Consider the following 19964-nt stretch of genomic DNA (forward strand, 5'->3'; position numbering starts at 1 on the left):
GGCGCTTCCCTTCGGTCTTGCGTTTCCGACTCTATCAGATCTTTTCTCGATCCGATTTCCTCGGTGCTTTCCAGGTTCCCGCTCTCGCGTTTCCCTTTCCGGCGCTTCCGACTTTATCAGAAGTTTCTGAGTCGGATTTCCCCTCCTCGGCCGGGCATGGTCCCCGGGCCGGAATCGGCTGGGTGCCCCCTCGGAAGGAGTTGTAAACCTACTGGAGCGGGGCGCCCCGATGCAAATCGAGGCGCCCCGCTCTCAGTTGCCGCTCGCTGAGGCCCGACGGACCGTCAGACCTCCACCACGACAGGCAGGATCATCGGGCGGCGCCGGTACGTGTCCGAGACCCACTTGCCCAGCGTGCGGCGGACGAGCTGCTGCAGCTGGTGGGGTTCGACCACGCCGTCCTGGGCGGAGCGCTCGAGGACCTCCGTGATCCTGGGGGCCACGTCTCCGAAGGCGGAGTCCTCGATGCCCGAGCCACGGGCCTGGATGTGCGGGCCGCCGGTGATCTTCCCGGTGGACGAGTCGATGACGACGAAGACCGAGATGATGCCTTCGTCGCCGAGGATCTTGCGGTCCTTGAGGGCCGGCTCGCCCACGTCGCCGACGGAGAGCCCGTCGACGTAGACGTAGCCCGCCTGGACCTTGCCGGAGATCTTCGCCTTGCCCTCGACGAGGTCGACCACGACGCCGTCCTCGGCGATGACGATGCGGTCGTGCGGGACGCCGGTCAGGGCGCCCAGCTCGGCGTTGGCGCGCAGGTGGCGCCATTCGCCGTGCACCGGCATGAGGTTCTTCGGGCGGCAGATGTTGTAGAAGTACAGCAGCTCGCCCGCGGATGCGTGGCCGGAGACGTGGACCTTGGCGTTGCCCTTGTGGACCACGTTGGCCCCCCAGCGGGTGAGGCCGTTGATCACGCGGTAGACCGCGTTCTCGTTGCCGGGGATCAGGGACGACGCGAGGATCACCGTGTCGCCCTGGACGATGCGGATCTGGTGGTCCCTGTTGGCCATCCGGGAGAGCGCCGCCATGGGTTCGCCCTGGGAGCCCGTGCAGACGAGGACGACCTCGCTGTCCGGCAGGTCGTCGAGCGTCTTGACGTCCACGACGAGGCCCGGGGGAACCTTCAGGTAGCCCAGATCCCGTGCGATGCCCATGTTGCGCACCATGGAGCGCCCGACGAAGGCGACCCGGCGGCCGTACTCGTGCGCCGCGTCCAGGATCTGCTGGATGCGGTGGATGTGGCTGGCGAAGCTCGCGACGATGATGCGCTTGCGGGCGCCGGCGAAGACCTGGCGCAGAACGCCCGAGATCTCCCGCTCGGGCGGAACGAACCCCGGGACCTCGGCGTTCGTCGAGTCCGAGAGGAGGAGGTCGATGCCCTCCTCGCTCAGGCGGGCGAACGCGTGCAGGTCCGTGAGGCGGCTGTCCAGCGGGAGCTGGTCCATCTTGAAGTCGCCGGTGTGGACCGCCATGCCCGCGGGGGTGCGGATGGCGACGGCCAGCGCGTCCGGGATGGAGTGGTTGACCGCGACGAACTCGCAGTCGAAGGGGCCGATGCGCTCGCGGTGCCCCTCCGCCACCTCGAGGGTGTACGGGCGGATGCGGTGCTCCTGGAGCTTGGCCTCGATGAGGGCGAGGGTCAGCTTGGAGCCGATCAGCGGGATGTCCGGCTTCTCGCGCAGGAGGAACGGGACGGCGCCGATGTGGTCCTCGTGGCCGTGCGTGAGGACGATGCCCTCGATGTCGTCGAGGCGGTCCCTGATGGACGAGAAGTCCGGAAGGATCAGATCGATTCCGGGCTGCTCCTCCTCGGGGAAGAGCACGCCGCAGTCGACGATCAGCAGGCGGCCGCCGTACTCGAAGACCGTCATGTTCCGGCCGATCTCGCCGAGACCGCCGAGCGGGGTGACTCGCAGGCCTCCCTCGGGGAGCGGAGGGGGCGGGCCGAGTTCGGGATGCGGATGACTCAAAAGACTCTCCTCACCACGCGCGCCACGTACCGATGGGCACGTGGCGCGCGTGACGTTCGTGCAGAAGCAGTTGTCGATGTGGGGTGCGGGACCGGTGGCCCGCCTATTCAGTTGTGAAGCAGGTGCGCGGGGGCCGCGCGAAGTCTGATGTCAGAGCTGTACCCCGCCGGCGGCAAGATCGATCTTGAGTTGCTCGATCTCGTCCGGCGCGCACTCGACCATGGGGGCGCGCAGGGGCCCGGCGGGCAGACCCTGCAGGGTGAGCGCCGCCTTGGTGGTCATCACGCCCTGGGTGCGGAACATGCCCGTGTAGACCGGGAGCAGCTTCTGGTGGATCTCGGTGGCCTTCTGGACGTCGCCCGAGGTGTACGCCTCGACCAGGGCGCGCAGCTCAGGGGTGACGACGTGGCCGACGACCGAGACGAAGCCGACGGCGCCCACGGAGAGCAGGGGCAGGTTCAGCATGTCGTCGCCGGAGTACCAGGCGAGGCCGGAGGTGGCGATGGCCCAGCTCGCGCGGCCGAGGTCGCCCTTGGCGTCCTTGTTGGCGACGATCCGGGGGTGCTCGGCGAGGCGGACGAGCGTCTCGGTGTTGATCGGGACGCCACTGCGGCCGGGGATGTCGTAGAGCATGACCGGCAGCCCGGTGGCATCGGCGATGGCCGTGAAGTGCCGGTACAGGCCCTCCTGAGGGGGCTTGTTGTAGTACGGCGTGACGACCAGCAGGCCGTGTGCGCCGGTGCGCTCCGCGGCGCGGGCGAGTTCGATGCTGTGGTGGGTGTCGTTGGTGCCGACTCCGGCCACGACGTGGGCGCGGTCGCCCACGGCCTCGAGGACCGCCCGTACGAGATCCGCTTTCTCCGCGTTGCTGGTGGTCGGCGACTCGCCCGTGGTGCCGTTGATGATCAGGCCGTCGTTGCCTGCGTCCACCAGGTGGGTGGCGAGCCGCTGCGCGCCGTCGAGGTCGAGTGCGCCGTCCGCCTTGAAGGGCGTGACCATGGCGGTGAGGACCCGCCCGAAGGGGGTCTGCGGAGTCGAGGTCGGAGCCATGGGTTACACGCTACTCGTTGCTCAGGACCGGGTCTGCCCTAGGGGGATGCGACAAGTCATGACAAAGGTGGAGCCCGGCACTGCCTGCTCGGGGGTTCAAGCAGTGCCGGACCCGTTTGATCAGGCTAGATGAACTTCTCGAAATGCCGCAATACGGACACTTCGCGCGGCTGAACCGTACATCTGTACCGGATCGGGGAGCGGGCCGCTACGGCGCCACGCGCCCGTTGGCGTTGAAGGCCGCGTAGGTGAGCGGCATGAGCCGGGCCCATTCGGCCTCCATCTTCTCGCCGACCATCTCGATCTCGCGCTGCGGGAAGGACGGCACCTTGGCCAGCTCGTGCTGGGTGCGCAGACCGAGGAAGTGCATCAGCGAGCGGGCGTTGCAGGTGGCGTACATCGAGGAGTACAGGCCGACGGGGAGAACGGCGCGGGCGACCTCGCGGGCGACGCCGGCGGCGAGCATCTCCTGGTAGGCCTCGTAGGCCTGCCGGTAGGAGTCCTCCATCACACGGCCGACGAGTTCCTGCTGGGCCCGGGTGCCCTCGACGAAGACGTACTTGCCGGGGCGGCCCTCCTGGACGAGCTTGCGGGACTCGTCGGGGACGTAGAAGACGGGCTGGAGCTCGCGGTAGCGGCCGCTCTCCTCGTTGTAGGACCAGCCGACGCGGTGCCGCATGAACTCGCGGAAGACGAAGATCGGGGCGCTGATGAGGAAGGTCATCGAGTTGTGCTCGAAGGGGCTGCCGTGCCGGTCCCGCATCAGGTAGTTGATCAGGCCCTTGGAGCGCTCGGGGTCCTTGTTCAGCTCGTCCAGGGACTGCTCGCCGAGGGTCGAGACGCGGGCGGCGAAGAGGACGTCCGCGTCGGACGCGGTGTGCTTGACCAGCTCGACGGTGACGTCGCTGCGGTAGCTGGGCTTGGGGTCGTCGGCGGGGGTGTCGGTCACGGTTGGCAGGGCCTTCCCATCTCGTCGTGTGGCGACGCCACTCTACGGCCCGACCGAAACCGAGCGATCGGTGGCGGGCCGCAATGAAGTCGGTGAAACAGGGCACCTCTGAGGGAGTTCTTTCGTCTCTACGGATGAAAGTGATCCGTTCCACCTCCGAAGGAGAAGCACCCCTGATGTTCGGTCGGCGTGAACCCGTACCGTTTGCCTTCGTCGCCGAGGCCGACAGGTTCCGCAGCAATGTCACTCCCCCACCGCGCGAGCGGCTGTCCCTCGGCCAGATGGCCGGGCGCTGGCTGCTGGGTCTGACCGTCGTGTCGGGGCTCGTGGGGTCCCTGGTCATCGGGACGCCCGCGCTGTCCACCGATCGCCAGGACTCGCACCCCCAGCAGTCCCAGGCGTCGCAGAAACACTGAGAGCCGCCGGCCGGCGGTGACTCCATCCGGCCCCCGCCAGTGGTGACCGGGGACACAGATCGGTAGCCTCACCGGGCACAGCCCACGCATGGATCGAGTGAGGACCCGCCGTGCCCCTGCCCTTCCTGACGGCCGACCGCGTATTCGAGGCGGCGGACGACGTTCCGCTGCCGTACGAGGACCGTGACCGCTGGCGGCGGCCGTACCGGCCCGGGCCGTGGCGCGTGGCCGCCGCGGCGCTGGCGCTGTTGCTGGCCTCGTTCGTGCTGTTCGCGGCGGTCATCATCGCGGCGACGGCCGAACTGACCTCGGCCGGGATCGTCTTCGCGCTCGCGCTGCTCGTCATCGCCGGGTCTCTGCGGCTGCTGCGCATGGGCGTGTGGGTCAGCCCGCGCGGCCTGCGGCACACGGGCTTCCTGACGACGCGTACGGCGTCCTGGGAACAGGTGTCCTCCGTGCGCACGGTGCAGCAGCCGGTGCGCTGGCTGGGGCTCCCCCAGACCGTGCAGGGGCAGGCGGTGCTGCTGGTCCGGCGAGGGCAGTCGGCGAACGGTGCGCCGCCGCTGATGACGACGCACAACGCGGACTTCCTGGGCCGGGGGGAGGCCTTCGACCGGGCGGCCGACTCGGTGGAGGCGTGGGCCGAGGAGAACCGGGCGCACTGACGTCCTCACTCATGCCGGCGGGGCCGGACCGTGCGCGGTCCGGCCCCGCCGGCGTGAGTGAGGGGGGGTTCAGGCGGCTTCGGGCTGCTTGCCGTCGTGCAGGGCGATCGCTCGTTGCATGGCCTTGCGGGCGCGCGGGGTGTCCCGGGCGTCGTGGTAGGCGACGGCGAGGCGGAACCAGGTGCGCCAGTCGTCGGGGGCGGCCTCCGTCTCGGCCTTGCGCCGGGCGAAGACCTCGTCGGCCGAGTCCCGGTCGATGCGCCCGCTGGGGGTGCGCTTCAACTCGTCGACGGGCAGGCCGCCCTCGGCGTCGAGTTCGGCGGCGAGGGCATTGGCCCTGCGAACGAACTGGGTGTTCTTCCACAGGAACCACAGGCCGATGACCGGCAGGATCAGCACCGCGACGCCGAAGGTGACGGTGAGGGGTGTGCCGGTCTCGATGAGCAGCACGCCGCGGCTGCCGACCAGGACGAAGTAGACGACCAGGACGGCGGCGGTGAGGGCGTAGGTGAGCTTCGCGCGCATGACGGTCAGAGGCTCAGTTCAGGTCCAGGAAGTGTTCCAGGCCGAAGGTCAGGCCCGGGGTGCTCACCACGCGGCGGGCGCCGAGCAGGATGCCCGGCATGAAGCTGCTGTGGTGGAGCGAGTCGTGCCGGACCGTCAGGGTCTCGCCCTCGGCTCCCAGCAGTACCTCCTGGTGTGCGAGCAGGCCGCGCAGCCGGACGGCGTGGACCGGGACACCGTCGACGTCGGCGCCGCGGGCGCCGTCGAGGGCGGTGGCCGTGGCGTCGGGGGCCGGGGCGGTGCCGGCGGTGCGGCGGGCCTCGGCGATGAGCTGGGCGGTACGCGTGGCGGTGCCGGAGGGGGCGTCCACCTTGTTCGGGTGGTGCAGCTCGACGACCTCCACGGACTCGAAGTACGGGGCGGCGATCTGCGCGAACTTCATGGTGAGGACGGCGCCGATGGAGAAGTTCGGCGCGATGAGCACGCCGGTTGCCGGGGACTTCTCCAGCCAGCCGTTCAGCTGCGCGAGACGCTCGTCGGTCCAGCCGGTGGTGCCCACGACCGCGTGGATGCCGTGGCTCACGCAGTAGTCGAGGTTGGCCATGACCGAGTCGGGCGTGGTGAGTTCCACCGCGACCTGGGCGCCGGTCTCGGCCAGCGACTGAAGCTTGTCGCCCCTGCCGAGGGCGGCGACCAGTTCCATGTCCTCGGCGGCCTCGACGGCCCGGACGGCTTCCGAGCCGATCCGGCCCTTGGCGCCGAGGACCGCCACGCGCAGCTTGCTCATCTCTTGTGCTTCCTTCACCAGGGGAGTTGTCAGGCGACGGCGTCGTGCAGGCGGGCCGCCTGTTTGTCCTTCAGCGGGCCGATGACCGACAGGGAGGGCCGCCGTCCCAGGATCTCGCGGGCGACCGAGCGGACATCGTCCGGGGTGACCGACGCTATGCGGGAGAGCATGTCGTCGACGGACATCTGCTCGCCCCAGCACAGCTCGCTCTTGCCGATACGGTTCATCAGCGCGCCGGTGTCCTCCAGGCCGAGGACAGTGGAGCCCTGGAGCTGGCCGATGGCACGCCCTATCTCGTCGTCGGTCAGGCCGTGCTCGGCGACGTGGTCGAGTTCGTCGCGGCAGATCTTCAGCACGTCGTGCACCTGGGACGGGCGGCATCCCGCGTACACGCCGAACAGGCCGCAGTCGGCGAAGCCCGAGGTGTACGAGTACACGCTGTAGGCCAGGCCGCGCTTCTCGCGGATCTCCTGGAAGAGGCGGGAGGACATGCCGCCGCCGAGGGCGGTGTTCAGCACGCCGAGGGCCCAGCGCCGCTCGTCCGTGCGGGACAGGCCCGGCATGCCGAGCACGACGTGCGCCTGCTCGGTCTTGCGGCCGACCAGTTCGACCCGGCCGGCGGTGCGCAGGGCGCGCCGGCCACCGCGCGGGGCGACGGGCTCGGCACCGGGGTTGCGGAAGGCTCCGGCCTTCTCGAAGGCGGCGCGGACCTGCCGTACGACCTTGGCGTGGTCGACGTTGCCGGCGCAGGCGACGACCAGGTGGGTCGGGTCGTAGTGCTTCTTGTAGAAGCGGCGGATGCGGTCGGCGGTGAGTGCGTTGACCGTGTCGACGGTGCCCAGGACCGGGCGGCCGAGGGGGTTGTCGCCGAACATGGTGTGCGCGAACAGGTCGTGCACGCAGTCGCCCGGGTCGTCCTCGGTCATGGCGATCTCTTCGAGGATGGCGCCGCGCTCGACGTCGACGTCCTCCTCGAGGATGAGGGAGCCGGTCAGCATGTCGCAGACGACGTCGATCGCCAGCGGCAGGTCGGTGTCGAGCACGCGCGCGTAGTAGCACGTGTACTCCTTCGCCGTGAACGCGTTCATCTCGCCGCCGACCGCGTCGATCGCGGCGGAGATGTCCAGGGCGGACCTGCGCGTCGTGCCCTTGAAGAGCAGGTGCTCCAGGTAGTGCGTGGCGCCGTTCAGGGCCGGGGTCTCGTCGCGGGAGCCGACGTGCGCCCAGATGCCGAAGGTCGCGGAGCGGACCGAGGGCAGGGTTTCGGTGACGATGCGCAGCCCGCCGGGCAGGGTGGTCTTGCGGACCGTGCCGATGCCGTTCTGGCCCTTGATGAGGGTTTGGGTACGGGCGACGGCCCGCGCCTCCGTGGAGGTGCGGGCCGTCGCCTCGAAGTTGCGCGACGTCACTTGTCGGCGTCGTCCTTCTTCGTCTCGTCCGCGTCCTCGCCCTCGACCACCGGGATGAGGGAGAGCTTGCCGCGGGAGTCGATCTCGGCGATCTCGACCTGGACCTTGGCGCCCACACCGAGCACGTCCTCGACGTTCTCCACGCGCTTGCCGCCGGCCAGCTTGCGGATCTGCGAGATGTGCAGCAGACCGTCCTTGCCGGGCAGCAGGGAGACGAACGCACCGAAGGTGGTCGTCTTCACGACCGTGCCGAGGTAACGCTCGCCGACCTCGGGCATCGTCGGGTTGGCGATGCCGTTGATCGTGGTGCGGGCGGCTTCGGCGGAGGGGCCGTCGGCGGCGCCGATGTAGATCGTGCCGTCGTCCTCGATGGTGATCTCGGCGCCGGTGTCCTCCTGGATCTGGTTGATCATCTTGCCCTTGGGGCCGATGACCTCGCCGATCTTGTCGACCGGGATCTTCACCGTGATGATCCGCGGCGCGTTGGGGGACATCTCGTCCGGCTTGTCGATCGCTTCCATCATCACGTCGAGGATGTGGAGGCGGGCGTCACGGGCCTGCTTCAGGGCGGCGGCCAGGACGGAGGCCGGGATGCCGTCCAGCTTGGTGTCGAGCTGGAGCGCGGTCACGAACTCCTTGGTGCCGGCGACCTTGAAGTCCATGTCGCCGAAGGCGTCCTCCGCACCGAGGATGTCGGTGAGGGTGACGTAGTGCGTCTCGCCCTCGATCTCCTGGGAGATCAGGCCCATGGCGATACCGGCGACCGGGGCCTTCAGCGGCACACCGGCGTTCAGCAGCGACATGGTGGAGGCGCAGACCGAGCCCATGGACGTCGAGCCGTTGGAGCTGAGCGCCTCGGACACCTGGCGGATCGCGTAGGGGAACTCCTCGCGCGTCGGCAGGACCGGGATCAGGGCGCGCTCGGCGAGGGCGCCGTGGCCGATCTCGCGGCGCTTCGGGGAACCGACGCGGCCGGTCTCGCCGGTGGAGTACGGCGGGAAGTTGTAGTTGTGCATGTAGCGCTTGCGCGTCACCGGCGACAGCGTGTCGAGCTGCTGCTCCATGCGGAGCATGTTCAGCGTCGTGACGCCCAGGATCTGGGTCTCGCCACGCTCGAACACGGCGGAGCCGTGGACCCGCGGGATGGCCTCGACCTCGGCGGCCAGGGTGCGGATGTCGGTGACACCGCGGCCGTCGATGCGCTTCTTCTCCTTGATGACGCGCTCACGGACCAGGGTCTTGGTCAGCGAGCGGTACGCGGCGGAGATCTCCTTCTCGCGGCCTTCGAACTCCGGCAGGAGCTTCTCGGCGGCGAGCTGCTTGACGCGGTCCAGCTCGGACTCGCGCTCCTGCTTGCCGGCGATGGTGAGCGCCTGGGCGAGCTCCGGCTTGACGGCGGCGGTGAGCGCCTCCAGGACGTCGTCCTGGTAGTCGAGGAAGATCGGGAACTCGCCGGTCGGCTTGGCGGCCTTGGAGGCGAGGTCCGACTGGGCCTTGCAGAGAACCTTGATGAAGGGCTTCGCGGCCTCGAGACCGGCGGCGACGACCTCCTCGGTCGGCGCCTCGGCGCCGCCCTCGACCAGCTTGATGGTCTTCTCGGTGGCCTCGGCCTCGACCATCATGATCGCGACGTCGCCGTCCTCCAGGACACGGCCCGCGACGACCATGTCGAACGCGGCGTCCTCGAGCTCGGTGTGCGTCGGGAAGGCCACCCACTGGCCGCTGATCAGCGCGACGCGGACGCCGCCGATCGGGCCGGAGAAGGGCAGGCCGGCCAGCTGTGTGGACGCGGAGGCCGCGTTGATCGCGACGACGTCGTACAGGTGGTCGGGGTTGAGCGCCATGATCGTGGCGACCACCTGGATCTCGTTGCGCAGGCCCTTCTTGAAGGACGGGCGCAGCGGGCGGTCGATCAGGCGGCAGGTGAGGATCGCGTCCTCGGAGGGGCGGCCCTCACGGCGGAAGAAGCTGCCGGGGATCTTGCCGGCGGCGTACATCCGCTCCTCGACGTCCACCGTCAGCGGGAAGAAGTCGAGCTGGTCCTTGGGGTTCTTCGAGGCGGTGGTGGCCGACAGCACCATGGTGTCGTCGTCCAGGTACGCCACGGCGGAACCGGCGGCCTGCTTGGCCAGGCGGCCGGTCTCGAAGCGGATGGTGCGGGTGCCGAAGGCGCCGTTGTCGATGACGGCCTCGGCGTAGTGGGTCTCGTTCTCCACTAGCAATGTCTCCTCGTCTTCGTCCCGTCGCTGCCCGTGTGGCAGGGGGACGGTTGCGGAGAAGCGCTCCGGGCTGTGCGGGCCGGTCTTCGATCGAAGCACCCGGGGCTCGCATCCCCCGGGGGCCACTACCGAGGACCGGCGGCGGCTGGGTGCGCCTCTCCTCTTCTTGTCGTGCTTGTGTCGTCCGTATTGCGTTGTGCTACCACAGTACAAAGCCGCGGTGACACTCCGCACGTACAGCAAAGGGAGCGGTCCCCTTATCCTCCGGGAACCGCTCCCCTCACGGCGTCTTACTTGGCGCCCGCCGCACCGCGGCGGATGCCGAGGCGGTCGACCAGCGCACGGAAGCGCTGGATGTCCTTCTTCGCCAGGTACTGGAGAAGGCGGCGACGCTGACCCACCAGGATCAGCAGGCCACGGCGGGAGTGGTGGTCGTGCTTGTGGGTCTTGAGGTGCTCGGTCAGGTCGGAGATCCGACGGGACAGCAGAGCGACCTGGACCTCGGGGGAGCCGGTGTCGCCCTCCTTGGTACCGAACTCGGACATGATCTGCTTCTTCGTAGCGGCGTCGAGCGACACGCGTACTCCTCATTGGTCTGTGGATGCCACCGAGTGCCCCCGGTCTGCTTCTCGGGGGAGCTTCCGTGACTCGGAAGGCGGGGATCCGCTGGGCGCTGCCACCAGAGCGGGGAGCTCCGGGGGTGCGTACACAAACGGCCGTCACTCAGGGTACCAGCCCGCACGTGGTGGGATGTCCGCCCGGTACCGGCGCCGGGCGGCCGGGACGTCAGACGCCGCCGCGGACCTTCGCGTAGACGTCGAGGACCGCCAGGCAGATCGGCACCAGCGACAGCAGCACCAAGGAGTCCGCGAGGTCGAGCATGCGGCCCCAGAACGGGGAGAGCCCCTTCTGCGGCACGATCAGGGCGATCGCGATCAGCAGCAGCACGCCGGCCGCGACCGAGGCGCCGAGCCACAGGGTGCGTACGTCGACCGGTCCGGAATTGCCCTGGAGCAGCTCCGTCACGACGTCGGCGGGCGGCGAGATCGCGAGGCCGAGGATCAGCAGGCCCAGGGTGACGACACCGGCGACGAGAAGGCAGGTGACCTGGGCGGTGTAGCGGAAGAGGCGGGCCCGCAGCATCGCGGCGAGGCCGGTGCACAGGGCCAGCAGCTGGGCCCAGCCGTTGTCGCTGAAGCCGAGCACCGCGCCGCCCGCGCCGATGATGACGACGGCGCAGCCGCCGACCAGGCCGAGCAGCAGCTCGTGGCCCCGGCTGGTCTGGGCGACGATGCGCTGGACGTCGACGGCCTCCATGTCGCCCTCGCGGCCCTCACGGCGGGCGCGGGCCAGGTCCTCGGGGTTGCGGAAGCCGATCGGGAGCTTGGCGAAGCGGGCCGACCAGCCGGGCAGGAAGCCGACGACCGCCAGGGCGACGACCGAGGTGCCGGCGGCGATCTCCCGCGGCTCGGCCTCGGTGAGCACACCGCAGAACACGGCGAGCGTGCCGATCGCGGCGGCCAGCGCCGCGGCCACGAACGGGGCGTCCCCCTGGGGCAGCAGCATGATCAGGACGACGGAGAACAGCAGTACGGCGACGCAGCCGACGAGGAACTGGAGCTTGCCGGGCCCTTCACCCGCGTCCTGGGGGATGACGCCCGAGCCGGCGATGAGCGCGTGCGGCAGCGCGGAGACGCCGAGCGCGACGGCGGAGCCGCGATCCTCGTACACCCGGGCCCGTACGCCGGCGAGTGCCGTCAGGGCGAGTGCGGTCACTCCGGCGAGGATGCCCTGCAGGCCGTGCATGTCGTGCCGGACCGGGTCCGCGAACCAGAAGACGAAGCCGAGCATGACCAGCAGCAGCGCACCCGAGACGAGACCGGCCACCCGCATCAGGTTGTCGTTCCAGCTGCGGATGTCCTGCTTGACCGCGGCGGCGATCGCGTCCACCACGTCGTCGTGAACGGCCGGCGGCAGGGAGTCGGCGAAGGTTCGCAGCAGCAGCACGTCGCCGTCCCTGACCCGGTGCTCGAGCAACGAACGGCTCGCGTCGAGCACTTGGCCCTCACGGCTCACGAGGTGGTAGCCGGCGGGGCTGGTATCCGACTGGACCAGGCCCGAGAGTCTGACGATCTCAGGAAAGAGGTCCTGAATCGGCAGGTCCTCCGGCAGCGCCACATCGACCCGGCTGTCCGGCGCTGCGATGGTGATTCGGCAGAAACCTGTCGAAGTCCCCGTGCTCACCTGGTGTTTCCCCCTGCTGGAAAGGCTGCTTCACGCCGCTCGTACGACGCGAAGCGCCACCTTATCCGTTGCCCCGCAAGGCGCAGGGGCTGCCTCCCTCAATCCTCCCCGGACCCCCTCCGCATCTCCATCCTCCTGGCTCTCCTGGGCACTGGGCGCATCAGTAGGATCGACGCCTACGCGGACGACGCCTACGCGGACGGGAACACGTCGCGGTACACGGGGGCGTCGGTGCCAAGACGTATCAATCGCGAAGGATGAGTGCATCGGTGAGCGTCGTCATCATCAAACGGCCACCGCGGACAGTGCCCCCGGTCGTCCCGGACGGCGAGGTCAAACTCGAGACGCCGCCCGAGATCCCGCGCGAGGGCGACGAGAGCATGCTGATGAACCTGCTGCCCATGATGGGCATGCTGGGTTCCGTGGGCTTCTTCTTCATGCCCAACCTGCCCTCCTACATGAGAGTGGTCGGCGGGCTGATGCTGGCCTCGACCCTCGCCATGGCCATAGCCCAGTTCGCCAAGTCCCGGCAGGGCGGCGGGGCCGGGATGGCCCAGGACCGGCGTGACTACTTCCGCTATCTCGAGCAGGTCCGCAAGGACGTACACAAGACCGCTGAACTGCAGCGGCAGAGCCAGCTCTTCCAGCATCCGGACCCGGAGCAGCTGTGGGCGGTCGCCGCGGACGGCAAGCGCCTGTGGGAACGCCGTCCGGCCGACGCGGACTTCGCGTCCGTGCGCATCGGCCGTGGCGTCCAGCAGCTGAACACTCCGCTCGTCGCGCCGGAGACGGCGCCGAAGGACGAGCTGGAGCCGCTGACCGCGGCGGCCATGAAGGCGTTCCTCGACGCGCACGGCAGTCTGCCCGACCTGCCCGTCTCCGTCTCGCTGCGCGCCTTTTACCACGTGACCGTGTGCGGAGACACCGACACCGTCTACGGCAACGCCCGCGCGTCCCTGTCCCAGCTGGCGACGCTGCACTCGCCCGAGGACCTGATGATCGCCGTGGTGGCGCATCCGTCGGCGACCGCGGAGTGGGACTGGATCAAGTGGCTGCCGCACAGCCAGCACCCGAAGGCCAAGGACGGAGCGGGCTCGGCCCGCCTCCTGTTCGACGACCTCGGCGAGCTGGAGGAGGCGCTGGCGGACCAGCTGGACGACCGGCCCCGCTGGAACCGTGAGGCCAACCCCGTCTACGACCAGCCGCACCTGATCGTGGTGCTCGACGGCGGTACGGTGCCGCCGGACTCCGAACTCGCCAGTTCCGAGGGGCTCCAGGGCGTCACCTTCCTCGAGATCGCCCCCGGCGAACTGGAGGACGAGCTGCGCGCCGGTCTGACGATCTACGTGAAGCAGGACCGGATGCGGCTGTTCGTCGGCCACGAGTCCGCGTACAGCGGCAAGCCGGACGTGCTGAACACGGCGCAGGCCGAGTCTCTGGCGCGGCAGCTCGCCCCCTTCCGGGTCGGCTCCGCCGAGGAGGGTGAACCCCTCCTGTCCAACCTGGACTTCACCGACCTCATGGGCATCGGCGACGCGGGCACCGTCGACGTCTCCCGCACCTGGCGGCCGCGCACGCTGCACGAGCGGCTGCGGGTGCCGATCGGTGTCGGCGAGAACGGCGAGCCGGTCATGCTGGACCTCAAGGAGGCCTCGCAGGAGGGCATGGGCCCGCACGGCCTGTGCGTCGGCGCCACCGGTTCCGGCAAGTCCGAGGTGCTGCGCACGCTGGTGCTCGGTCTCGCGGTGACGCACTCCTCGGAGACGCTGAACTTCATCCTCGCGGACTTCAAGGGCGGTGCGACCTTCGCCGGCATGGCGGACATGCCGCACACCGCGGCCGTCATCACCAACCTCGCGGACGACCTCACCCTCGTCGACCGCATGCGCGACTCCATCATGGGTGAGACGCAGCGCCGCCAGGAGCTGCTGCGCTCGGCCGGCAACTACGCCAACCTGCACGACTACGAGAAGGCCCGGGCGGCGGGCGCCGCGCTGGAGCCGATGGCCTCGCTGGTGATCGTGCTCGACGAGTTCTCCGAACTCCTCACCGCCAAGCCCGACTTCATCGACATGTTCATCCAGATCGGCCGCATCGGCCGTTCGCTGGGCATCCACCTGCTGCTGGCGTCGCAGCGCCTGGAGGAGGGCAAGCTGCGCGGCCTGGACACCTATCTGTCGTACCGGATCGGTCTGCGGACCTTCTCCGCCGCCGAGTCCCGTACGGCGATCGGTGTCCCGGACGCCTACCACCTGCCGTCGATCCCCGGCTCCGGCTATCTGCGGTACGACACCGACACGATGGTCCGCTTCAAGGCGGCGTACGTGTCGGGGCCGTACCACGGCGAGGGCCCCTCCCGGGTGCACCGCTCGACCCAGCTGCGGCCCGCGCTGTTCACGGCGGAGCCGGTGGCGCTGCCCCCGCAGCCGGTCATCGAGGAGCCGGAGCCCGACAACAGGGTGGACGACGCGCTCGCCGACACCGTCCTGGACGTCCTGGTCGGCCGGATGGTCAACCAGGGCCCGCCCGCCCACCAGGTGTGGCTGCCCCCGCTGGAGGAGGCGCCGTCGCTGGAGCAGCTGCTCCCGCAGCTCGCCGTCACCCAGGACCGCGGTCTCACGGCGCCCGACTACACGGCTCTCGGCCGGCTCAACGTGCCGGTCGGTCTGGTGGACAAGCCGTTCGAGCAGCGGCGTGACGTGCTGTACCGGGACTTCTCGGGCGGCGCGGGCCACGGTCTGTTCGTCGGTGGCCCGCAGTCCGGCAAGTCGACGCTGCTGCGCTCGCTCATCTCGTCGTTCGCGCTCACCCACACGCCCAGCGAAGTGCAGTTCTACTGCCTGGACTTCGGCGGCGGCAGTCTGATCGCGATGGAGGACCTCGCACACGTCGGCGGTGTCGCCAACCGTCTCGACGCCGAGAAGGTGCGCCGCACGGTCAGCGAGGTGGAGGGCATCCTCAACGCGCGCGAGGAGTACTTCCGCGCCAACAACGTCGACTCGATCCAGACCTACCGGCAGCGCAGGGCCGCGGGGCATCTGCCCGACCAGCCCTGGGGTGACGTCTTCCTCGTCATCGACGGCTGGGCCACCTTCAAGACGGACTACGAGATGCTCGAGCCCACCGTCACCGAGATCGCGACGCGCGGCCTCGGCTTCGGTGTGCACGTGATCCTGACCGCGAGCCGCTACACCGAGGTGCGTCCCGCGCTGAAGGACATGCTGCAGAACCGCGTCGAGCTGCGGCTCGGTGACCCGACCGAGTCGGAGATCGACCGGAAGGTCGCGCAGAACGTGCCGGCCACCATGCCGGGCCGCGGTCTGACTCCGGACAAGCTGCACTTCATGGCCGCACTGCCCAGGGTCGACGGCTCCTCGGAGACGGACGACCTGTCCGAGGCGACCTCGATCCTCATCCGCGGCATCAACGACAACTGGCAGGGCAGCCACGCCCCCGCCGTGCGCCTGCTGCCCACGATGCTGTCGGCGGACCGGCTGCCCAAGGGCTTCGAGCACCCGGACCGCGGTGTCGCCTTCGGCATCGACGAGTCCTCGCTCTCGCCGGTCTTCGTCGACTTCGAGACCGACCCGCTGTTCATCGTGTTCGGTGAGAGCGAGTCGGGTAAGTCCGCGCTGCTCAGGCTGCTCGTCAAGCAGATCACCGAGCGGTACACGCCGGACCAGGCGAAGATCGTGATGGGTGACTACCGTCGCGCCCACCTGGAGGGCGTGCCCGACTCGCACCTGTCGCGGTACTGCGCGTCGGCACCCGCCCTGACGGAGACCCTGGAGGGCCTGGCCGGTTCGATGGGCCGCCGTATGCCGGGCCCGGACGTCACGCCGGAGCAGCTGCGCAACCGCAGCTGGTACAGCAGCCCGGACGCGTTCGTCATCGTCGACGACTACGACCTGGTGGCGACGGGCGTGAACCCGCTGGCCCCGCTCCTGGAGTATCTGCCGTTCGCCCGTGACATCGGCCTGCGCATCATCATCGCGCGCGCCTCGGGCGGTGCGAGCCGGTCGCTGTACGAGCCGGTCATGCAGCGGATGCGCGAGCTCGGCGCCCAGGGCGTCGTGCTCTCCGGCGACCGCTCGGAGGGCGCGCTGCTGGGCAACATCACGGCGACGCAACTGCCTCCGGGCCGGGGGTACTTCCACACGCGTCGGCGCGGTGGGCAGCTGATCCAGACGGGATGGCTGCCGAGCCGGTTCTGAGGCCGGTTGCCGACTTGGAGGGGCGGAGGGGCGGTACCCGTGTGGGTGCCGCCCCTTCTTGTTGTCCGGAGGAGCAGGTCCTCGTATGCCCGTGCGGGCTGGGTCTCGTCCGGGTGGCGCCGATAAGGTGGAGTCGCGACCGAAACGGCGAGCTACGGGGGCAGTTGTGTCGTCGGACTACATGGACTGCGATCCCGAGGTACTGAAGACCGAGGGATTCCACATGTTCAACGTCGGGCTGGACTTCTCCAAGGCCGTGACGAACCTCCAGAACCAACTGACCGCCCTGGAAAAGGGCGACACCCCGCCGTGGGGTGACGACGACATCGGCGAGAAGTTCGGCGTCGTCTACGAGGGCCTGCGCGACGGCATGTACCAGTCGATGGGCAGCCTGGCGGAGCGCTTGGCCGGGATGGGCGTCGCGTTCACCAAGATGGGTGTGAAGCACGAGCTCAACGAGGCCGAGCAGGACGCCGTCTGGCGGCAGACGATGGCCGACTACGACGGCCAGGTGAAGGTGCCGCCCGGCGTCGCGACCGGGACGCTGCACACCCGGCCGACCCACTGAACCGGCATGTGACCGGTCATCCGCGCCAGTAGTGTGAGTCCCACTTCGTCAGCACGTCAGGAGGGGCTCACCAGCATGACCGAGGCAGGCAACAACGAGGTCGGGGCTCAGGCCGAGGACATCAAGGCGCGCAAGGAGCGGGAGCGGGACGAGCTCTACGCCCTCGACATCTCGGGCGTCGAGTGGCACTGCGCGCCGGGTACCGAGGAGCACGAGGAGCGGGTCGAGATCGCGTACCTGCCCGAGGGCGCGGTGGCCATGCGGTCCTCTCTGGATCCCGACACCGTGTTGCGGTACACGGAGGCGGAGTGGCGGGCGTTCGTGCTGGGGGCGCGGGACGGGGAGTTCGATCTGGAGCCGGCGCCGCAGGGCGGGGGTGTGGCGGGCGAGTAGGTCCGCCTCTGGTCTGCCGGGGGGGTGGCCGCCGTTCGCCGGAAGCGGGCGGCGGCTGTTTGCGTGGCAGAGGGTCAAGGAAGTGGTCGAGCCGGCAAGAGTCTCTGCTCATGCCCGACCGCTCCAGGGGGACTGGAACCAGGTGGCGCCCCGTGCCAGAAAGCATTGACGCCCTCGTACTCAGCGTCGACGAGTTCGACATCGGCTACGTGGTCTACGCGGTCCTCCCGCCCAGCGTCGACGCATCCGGCCGGCCGCGGCCCGCCCCACCCGGCGGAGCCAAGATCGTGGTGTCGAAGGAGACCGGCGAAAGCGTCACCGTGCCCAACTACCCGTCCGAGCAGGCCATCGCCCTGTACCGGAAGAACCTCACGCAGAACACCTGACGGCCGGGACAGGCCGGCCCCTCCCGGCGGTCCCACCCCGGACCGGCCGCACAGCACCGATGTCTCTCCCTCCTCCCTCCTCCCTCCTCCCTCCCCGAGGCGCGTACCGGGATGTCCGCGGGTCCGGTCCGCTCGTCCGGGCCGTCGGCCCGAACCCTAAGATCAGCGTCGTACGTGAATGCGTCCGTGGCGGCGGAGGACGGGGACCCATGACCGGCTCGACCGAGGATTACGCACCGCACCCCCACATAGGCGGGCGGGCCGCCGCGCTGCGCGCGCTCGCCGCCTGGCGGAGGAGCGCGCCGGGCGCCCCGCGCGTGGTCCTGCTCACCGGCAGCTCCGGCAGTGGGCGTTCACACCTGCTCACCGGGTTCCTCATGCTGTGCGATCCGGAGTACCGCAAGAGGCTGCCGCTGGACGCGATGGATCCGTCGACCGTGCCACCGGAACTGCCCGCTCCGGCGGTACCGGCCCCCGAGGGCCTGACCGCGGCCCAGGTGCTGTGGCTGCTCGCCGACCACTACGACCTGAACGCCACCAGCACCGAGGATGTCTACGTCGAACTGGCCGCCCTCGACGAGCCGGTGACCGTCGTCGTGCCCGATGTCGACCGGGCGGGTCCGGTACGGGCGGCCGGCGAGCCCGCCCGGCTGGCCCGGGAGGTGCTCGTGCCACTGGCCGCCACCGGCACGGTCCGGCTGCTGGCCGAGGTGCCGCGCCCGCTGGCCGTCGAGCTGGCCGGGATCCTGGCGGCCGGAACCGTCCAGGTCATCGACCTCGACGAGCCGGAGTGGGCGGACTCGGAGGGCATGGTGAGACATGCCCACGCGGCGCTGAACCCGGAGTTCGGGGCGCCCGAGCTGCCGTTCACCGTGGACCCCGCCGCCCGCCTCGCCCTCGGGGCGGCGATCGGGCGCCGGGCGGGGTCCAGTCCCCTGGTCGTCCAACTCGCCGTCAACTGCTTGCTGATGGCTCCCGACGGCTTCGACCCGGCCGAGGAGAGGTACCTGCCGGCCTCTGTCGGCGAGGCCCTCGACCTGCACGCCGAGCGGCTCGGCGCCGACCCGCGGACGCTGCGGCTGCTCCTGACCCCGCTCGCCCTCGCCGAGGCCGACGGCATTCCGGTCCACCTGTGGGCGAGACTGGTGAACGCGGTAGCCGGGCAGGACATGAGCGCGGCGTTCGTGGACGGGATGCTCCTCGTCGGGCCTTTCGTGCAGCCCGAGGAACTGCACGCCGGGGCGCCGGAGGGTGAACAGGACGCGGAGGGCCCGGGGAACGAACAAGGGGGCGGCGGTCGTACCCTGCTGCGGCTGCTGCACCCGGCCCTCGGTGACGAGATCCGCGCCGGTCTGCCCAGTGTCGCCGCCGCTCAGAGCCGGATCGCCATGGCCCTGCTGGAAGCCGTGCCGGAGCAGGACTGGAGCAAGGCCGACCCCTACGTACGCGATCACATCGCCGGCCATACCCTGGAAGCCGGGCTGCTCCCCCAGCTCCTCACCGATCCAGGCCTGTTCGTCCACGCCGACCCGGTGCCGCTGCGCACCGCCGTGGAGGCCGTACCGGCTGAGGTACTGGGCGCACCGGCCCGTACGTACCTGCGCACGGCTCCCCTGATGACCCGCACCCAGGCGCCCGTCACCCTGCGTGCCGCCCTGCTGGAGACCGCGTTCGTCGAGGACGGCCTGCCCGAGTACGCCCAGGCGATCCACCAGCGGCTCGATCTCCCACTGCCCTGGCAGACGCTGTGGAGCCTGCCCGTCCCCGGCGTCAGCGCCGTGACGGTCGGCAGCCTGCCGCACACCGACGGCCCGGCCACACCGGTCGCCGTGCTCGTCGTCCCAGCGGGCACGCCCGGCGCACGGCCGGTCGGTGAGCCCGGCGAAGGGTCCGGTTCCGCCGTACTCGTCCACGGGCTTGTACAGGCCGGTCACCTGGGCGACATCGAACCCGCGCAGATTCTGCTCCCGTCCGAGGACGAGCGGGCCGCGGCCCCACTGGGCCTGAGCCGCGGCGCCGACTACCTGCGGGTCTGGGAGCGAGCCAGTCAGGAGATGGTGGCCGCGCTGATCTCCGACACGGCCTTCACCGCTGCCGACCTGTCGCCCGACGGCATCCTGCTGCTCGCCACCGAGCGCGGGGCGAAGGCCCTCCGTATTCGCGGGGCGGGCGCCGGGCTAGCCTCGTAGG

16 protein-coding genes are annotated in these 19964 nt (G+C 70.0%); 7 read left to right on the plus strand and 9 right to left on the minus strand.

Annotated elements, in window-relative coordinates:
- Window positions 1–284 precede the first annotated feature (284 nt).
- From IE212_RS31720 to thyX, 3 genes are all read right to left on the minus strand, one after another.
- Window positions 285–1970, minus strand: coding sequence for a ribonuclease J (locus tag IE212_RS31720; protein ID WP_190201435.1), 1686 nt, complete (start codon window positions 1968–1970; stop codon window positions 285–287).
- A 150-nt stretch (window positions 1971–2120) separates the two neighbouring features.
- Complete coding sequence (gene dapA, locus IE212_RS31725; RefSeq protein ID WP_190201436.1) at window positions 2121–3020, minus strand: 4-hydroxy-tetrahydrodipicolinate synthase; 900 nt, start codon at window positions 3018–3020, stop codon at window positions 2121–2123.
- Window positions 3021–3228: 208 nt separating this feature from the next.
- The gene (gene thyX / locus IE212_RS31730; protein ID WP_190201437.1) at window positions 3229–3969 is read right to left on the minus strand and encodes an FAD-dependent thymidylate synthase; all 741 of its coding nucleotides are present in this window, start codon (window positions 3967–3969) and stop codon (window positions 3229–3231) included.
- 176 nt (window positions 3970–4145) lie between these two features.
- Here thyX and IE212_RS31735 point away from each other — a divergent pair, with 176 nt between their 5' ends.
- Both IE212_RS31735 and IE212_RS31740 read left to right on the plus strand, forming a co-directional pair.
- On the plus strand, window positions 4146–4385 hold the full coding sequence (locus tag IE212_RS31735; RefSeq protein ID WP_190201438.1) for a hypothetical protein: 240 nt from the start codon (window positions 4146–4148) through the stop codon (window positions 4383–4385).
- 110 nt (window positions 4386–4495) lie between these two features.
- Window positions 4496–5050: an SCO5741 family PH domain-containing membrane protein gene (locus tag IE212_RS31740; protein ID WP_190201439.1), complete on the plus strand. Its 555-nt coding sequence runs from the start codon at window positions 4496–4498 to the stop codon at window positions 5048–5050.
- 69 nt (window positions 5051–5119) lie between these two features.
- On the opposite strand, the gene IE212_RS31745 is transcribed toward IE212_RS31740, so the two are convergent.
- The 6 genes from IE212_RS31745 to eccD all read right to left on the minus strand — a co-directional run bounded on the left by IE212_RS31745 (window position 5120) and on the right by eccD (window position 12213).
- Entirely contained in the window at window positions 5120–5575 is a 456-nt protein-coding gene (locus tag IE212_RS31745; RefSeq protein ID WP_030231188.1) for a tetratricopeptide repeat protein, read from the minus strand.
- Window positions 5576–5588: 13 nt separating this feature from the next.
- Complete coding sequence (gene dapB / locus IE212_RS31750; RefSeq protein WP_190201440.1) at window positions 5589–6341, minus strand: 4-hydroxy-tetrahydrodipicolinate reductase; 753 nt, start codon at window positions 6339–6341, stop codon at window positions 5589–5591.
- A gap of 29 nt (window positions 6342–6370) precedes the next feature.
- Complete coding sequence (locus IE212_RS31755) at window positions 6371–7750, minus strand: M16 family metallopeptidase (RefSeq protein ID WP_190201441.1); 1380 nt, start codon at window positions 7748–7750, stop codon at window positions 6371–6373.
- Window positions 7747–9966 (minus strand): polyribonucleotide nucleotidyltransferase, encoded by a 2220-nt coding sequence (locus tag IE212_RS31760; protein ID WP_190201442.1) that lies wholly within the window; start codon window positions 9964–9966, stop codon window positions 7747–7749. Before IE212_RS31760 ends, IE212_RS31755 begins: the two co-directional genes overlap by 4 nt.
- A gap of 293 nt (window positions 9967–10259) precedes the next feature.
- The gene (gene rpsO, locus IE212_RS31765; protein ID WP_010042739.1) at window positions 10260–10547 is read right to left on the minus strand and encodes a 30S ribosomal protein S15; all 288 of its coding nucleotides are present in this window, start codon (window positions 10545–10547) and stop codon (window positions 10260–10262) included.
- 208 nt (window positions 10548–10755) lie between these two features.
- On the minus strand, window positions 10756–12213 hold the full coding sequence (gene eccD / locus IE212_RS31770) for a type VII secretion integral membrane protein EccD (protein ID WP_190201443.1): 1458 nt from the start codon (window positions 12211–12213) through the stop codon (window positions 10756–10758).
- Window positions 12214–12482: 269 nt separating this feature from the next.
- On the opposite strand from eccD, the gene eccCa reads away from it, so the two are divergent.
- The 5 genes from eccCa (at window position 12483) to IE212_RS31795 (ending at window position 19963) form a co-directional block, all read left to right on the plus strand.
- Window positions 12483–16427, plus strand: a complete 3945-nt coding sequence (gene eccCa, locus IE212_RS31775; RefSeq protein WP_190201444.1) for a type VII secretion protein EccCa — start codon at window positions 12483–12485, stop codon at window positions 16425–16427.
- 166 nt (window positions 16428–16593) lie between these two features.
- Window positions 16594–16995 carry a hypothetical protein gene (locus IE212_RS31780; protein WP_190201445.1) on the plus strand — a complete coding sequence of 134 codons (402 nt, stop codon included), beginning with the start codon at window positions 16594–16596 and terminating at the stop codon, window positions 16993–16995.
- Between the two features lie 75 nt (window positions 16996–17070).
- A complete protein-coding gene (locus tag IE212_RS31785; RefSeq protein ID WP_190201446.1) occupies window positions 17071–17388 on the plus strand; it encodes a DUF397 domain-containing protein in 318 nt (105 codons plus the stop codon).
- Window positions 17389–17540: 152 nt separating this feature from the next.
- A complete protein-coding gene (locus IE212_RS31790; RefSeq protein ID WP_190201447.1) occupies window positions 17541–17774 on the plus strand; it encodes an SUKH-4 family immunity protein in 234 nt (77 codons plus the stop codon).
- Between the two features lie 209 nt (window positions 17775–17983).
- Window positions 17984–19963 (plus strand): ATP-binding protein, encoded by a 1980-nt coding sequence (locus IE212_RS31795; protein WP_190201448.1) that lies wholly within the window; start codon window positions 17984–17986, stop codon window positions 19961–19963.
- Window position 19964 lies beyond the last annotated feature (1 nt).

It is taken from the genome of Streptomyces djakartensis (assembly GCF_014651075.1).
Taxonomy (GTDB): domain Bacteria; phylum Actinomycetota; class Actinomycetes; order Streptomycetales; family Streptomycetaceae; genus Streptomyces; species Streptomyces djakartensis.

What these genes read in the sequence shown, in the direction of transcription:
- IE212_RS31735 (WP_190201438.1), top strand. Translation starts at nt 4,146, where the DNA reads ATGTTCGGTCGGCGTGAACCCGTACCGTTTGCCTTCGTCGCCGAGGCC.
- IE212_RS31795 (WP_190201448.1), top strand. Translation starts at nt 17,984, where the DNA reads ATGACCGGCTCGACCGAGGATTACGCACCGCACCCCCACATAGGCGGG.
- IE212_RS31745 (WP_030231188.1), bottom strand. Translation starts at nt 5,575, where the DNA reads ATGCGCGCGAAGCTCACCTACGCCCTCACCGCCGCCGTCCTGGTCGTC.
- IE212_RS31785 (WP_190201446.1), top strand. Translation starts at nt 17,071, where the DNA reads ATGACCGAGGCAGGCAACAACGAGGTCGGGGCTCAGGCCGAGGACATC.
- dapB (WP_190201440.1), bottom strand. Translation starts at nt 6,341, where the DNA reads ATGAGCAAGCTGCGCGTGGCGGTCCTCGGCGCCAAGGGCCGGATCGGC.
- dapA (WP_190201436.1), bottom strand. Translation starts at nt 3,020, where the DNA reads ATGGCTCCGACCTCGACTCCGCAGACCCCCTTCGGGCGGGTCCTCACC.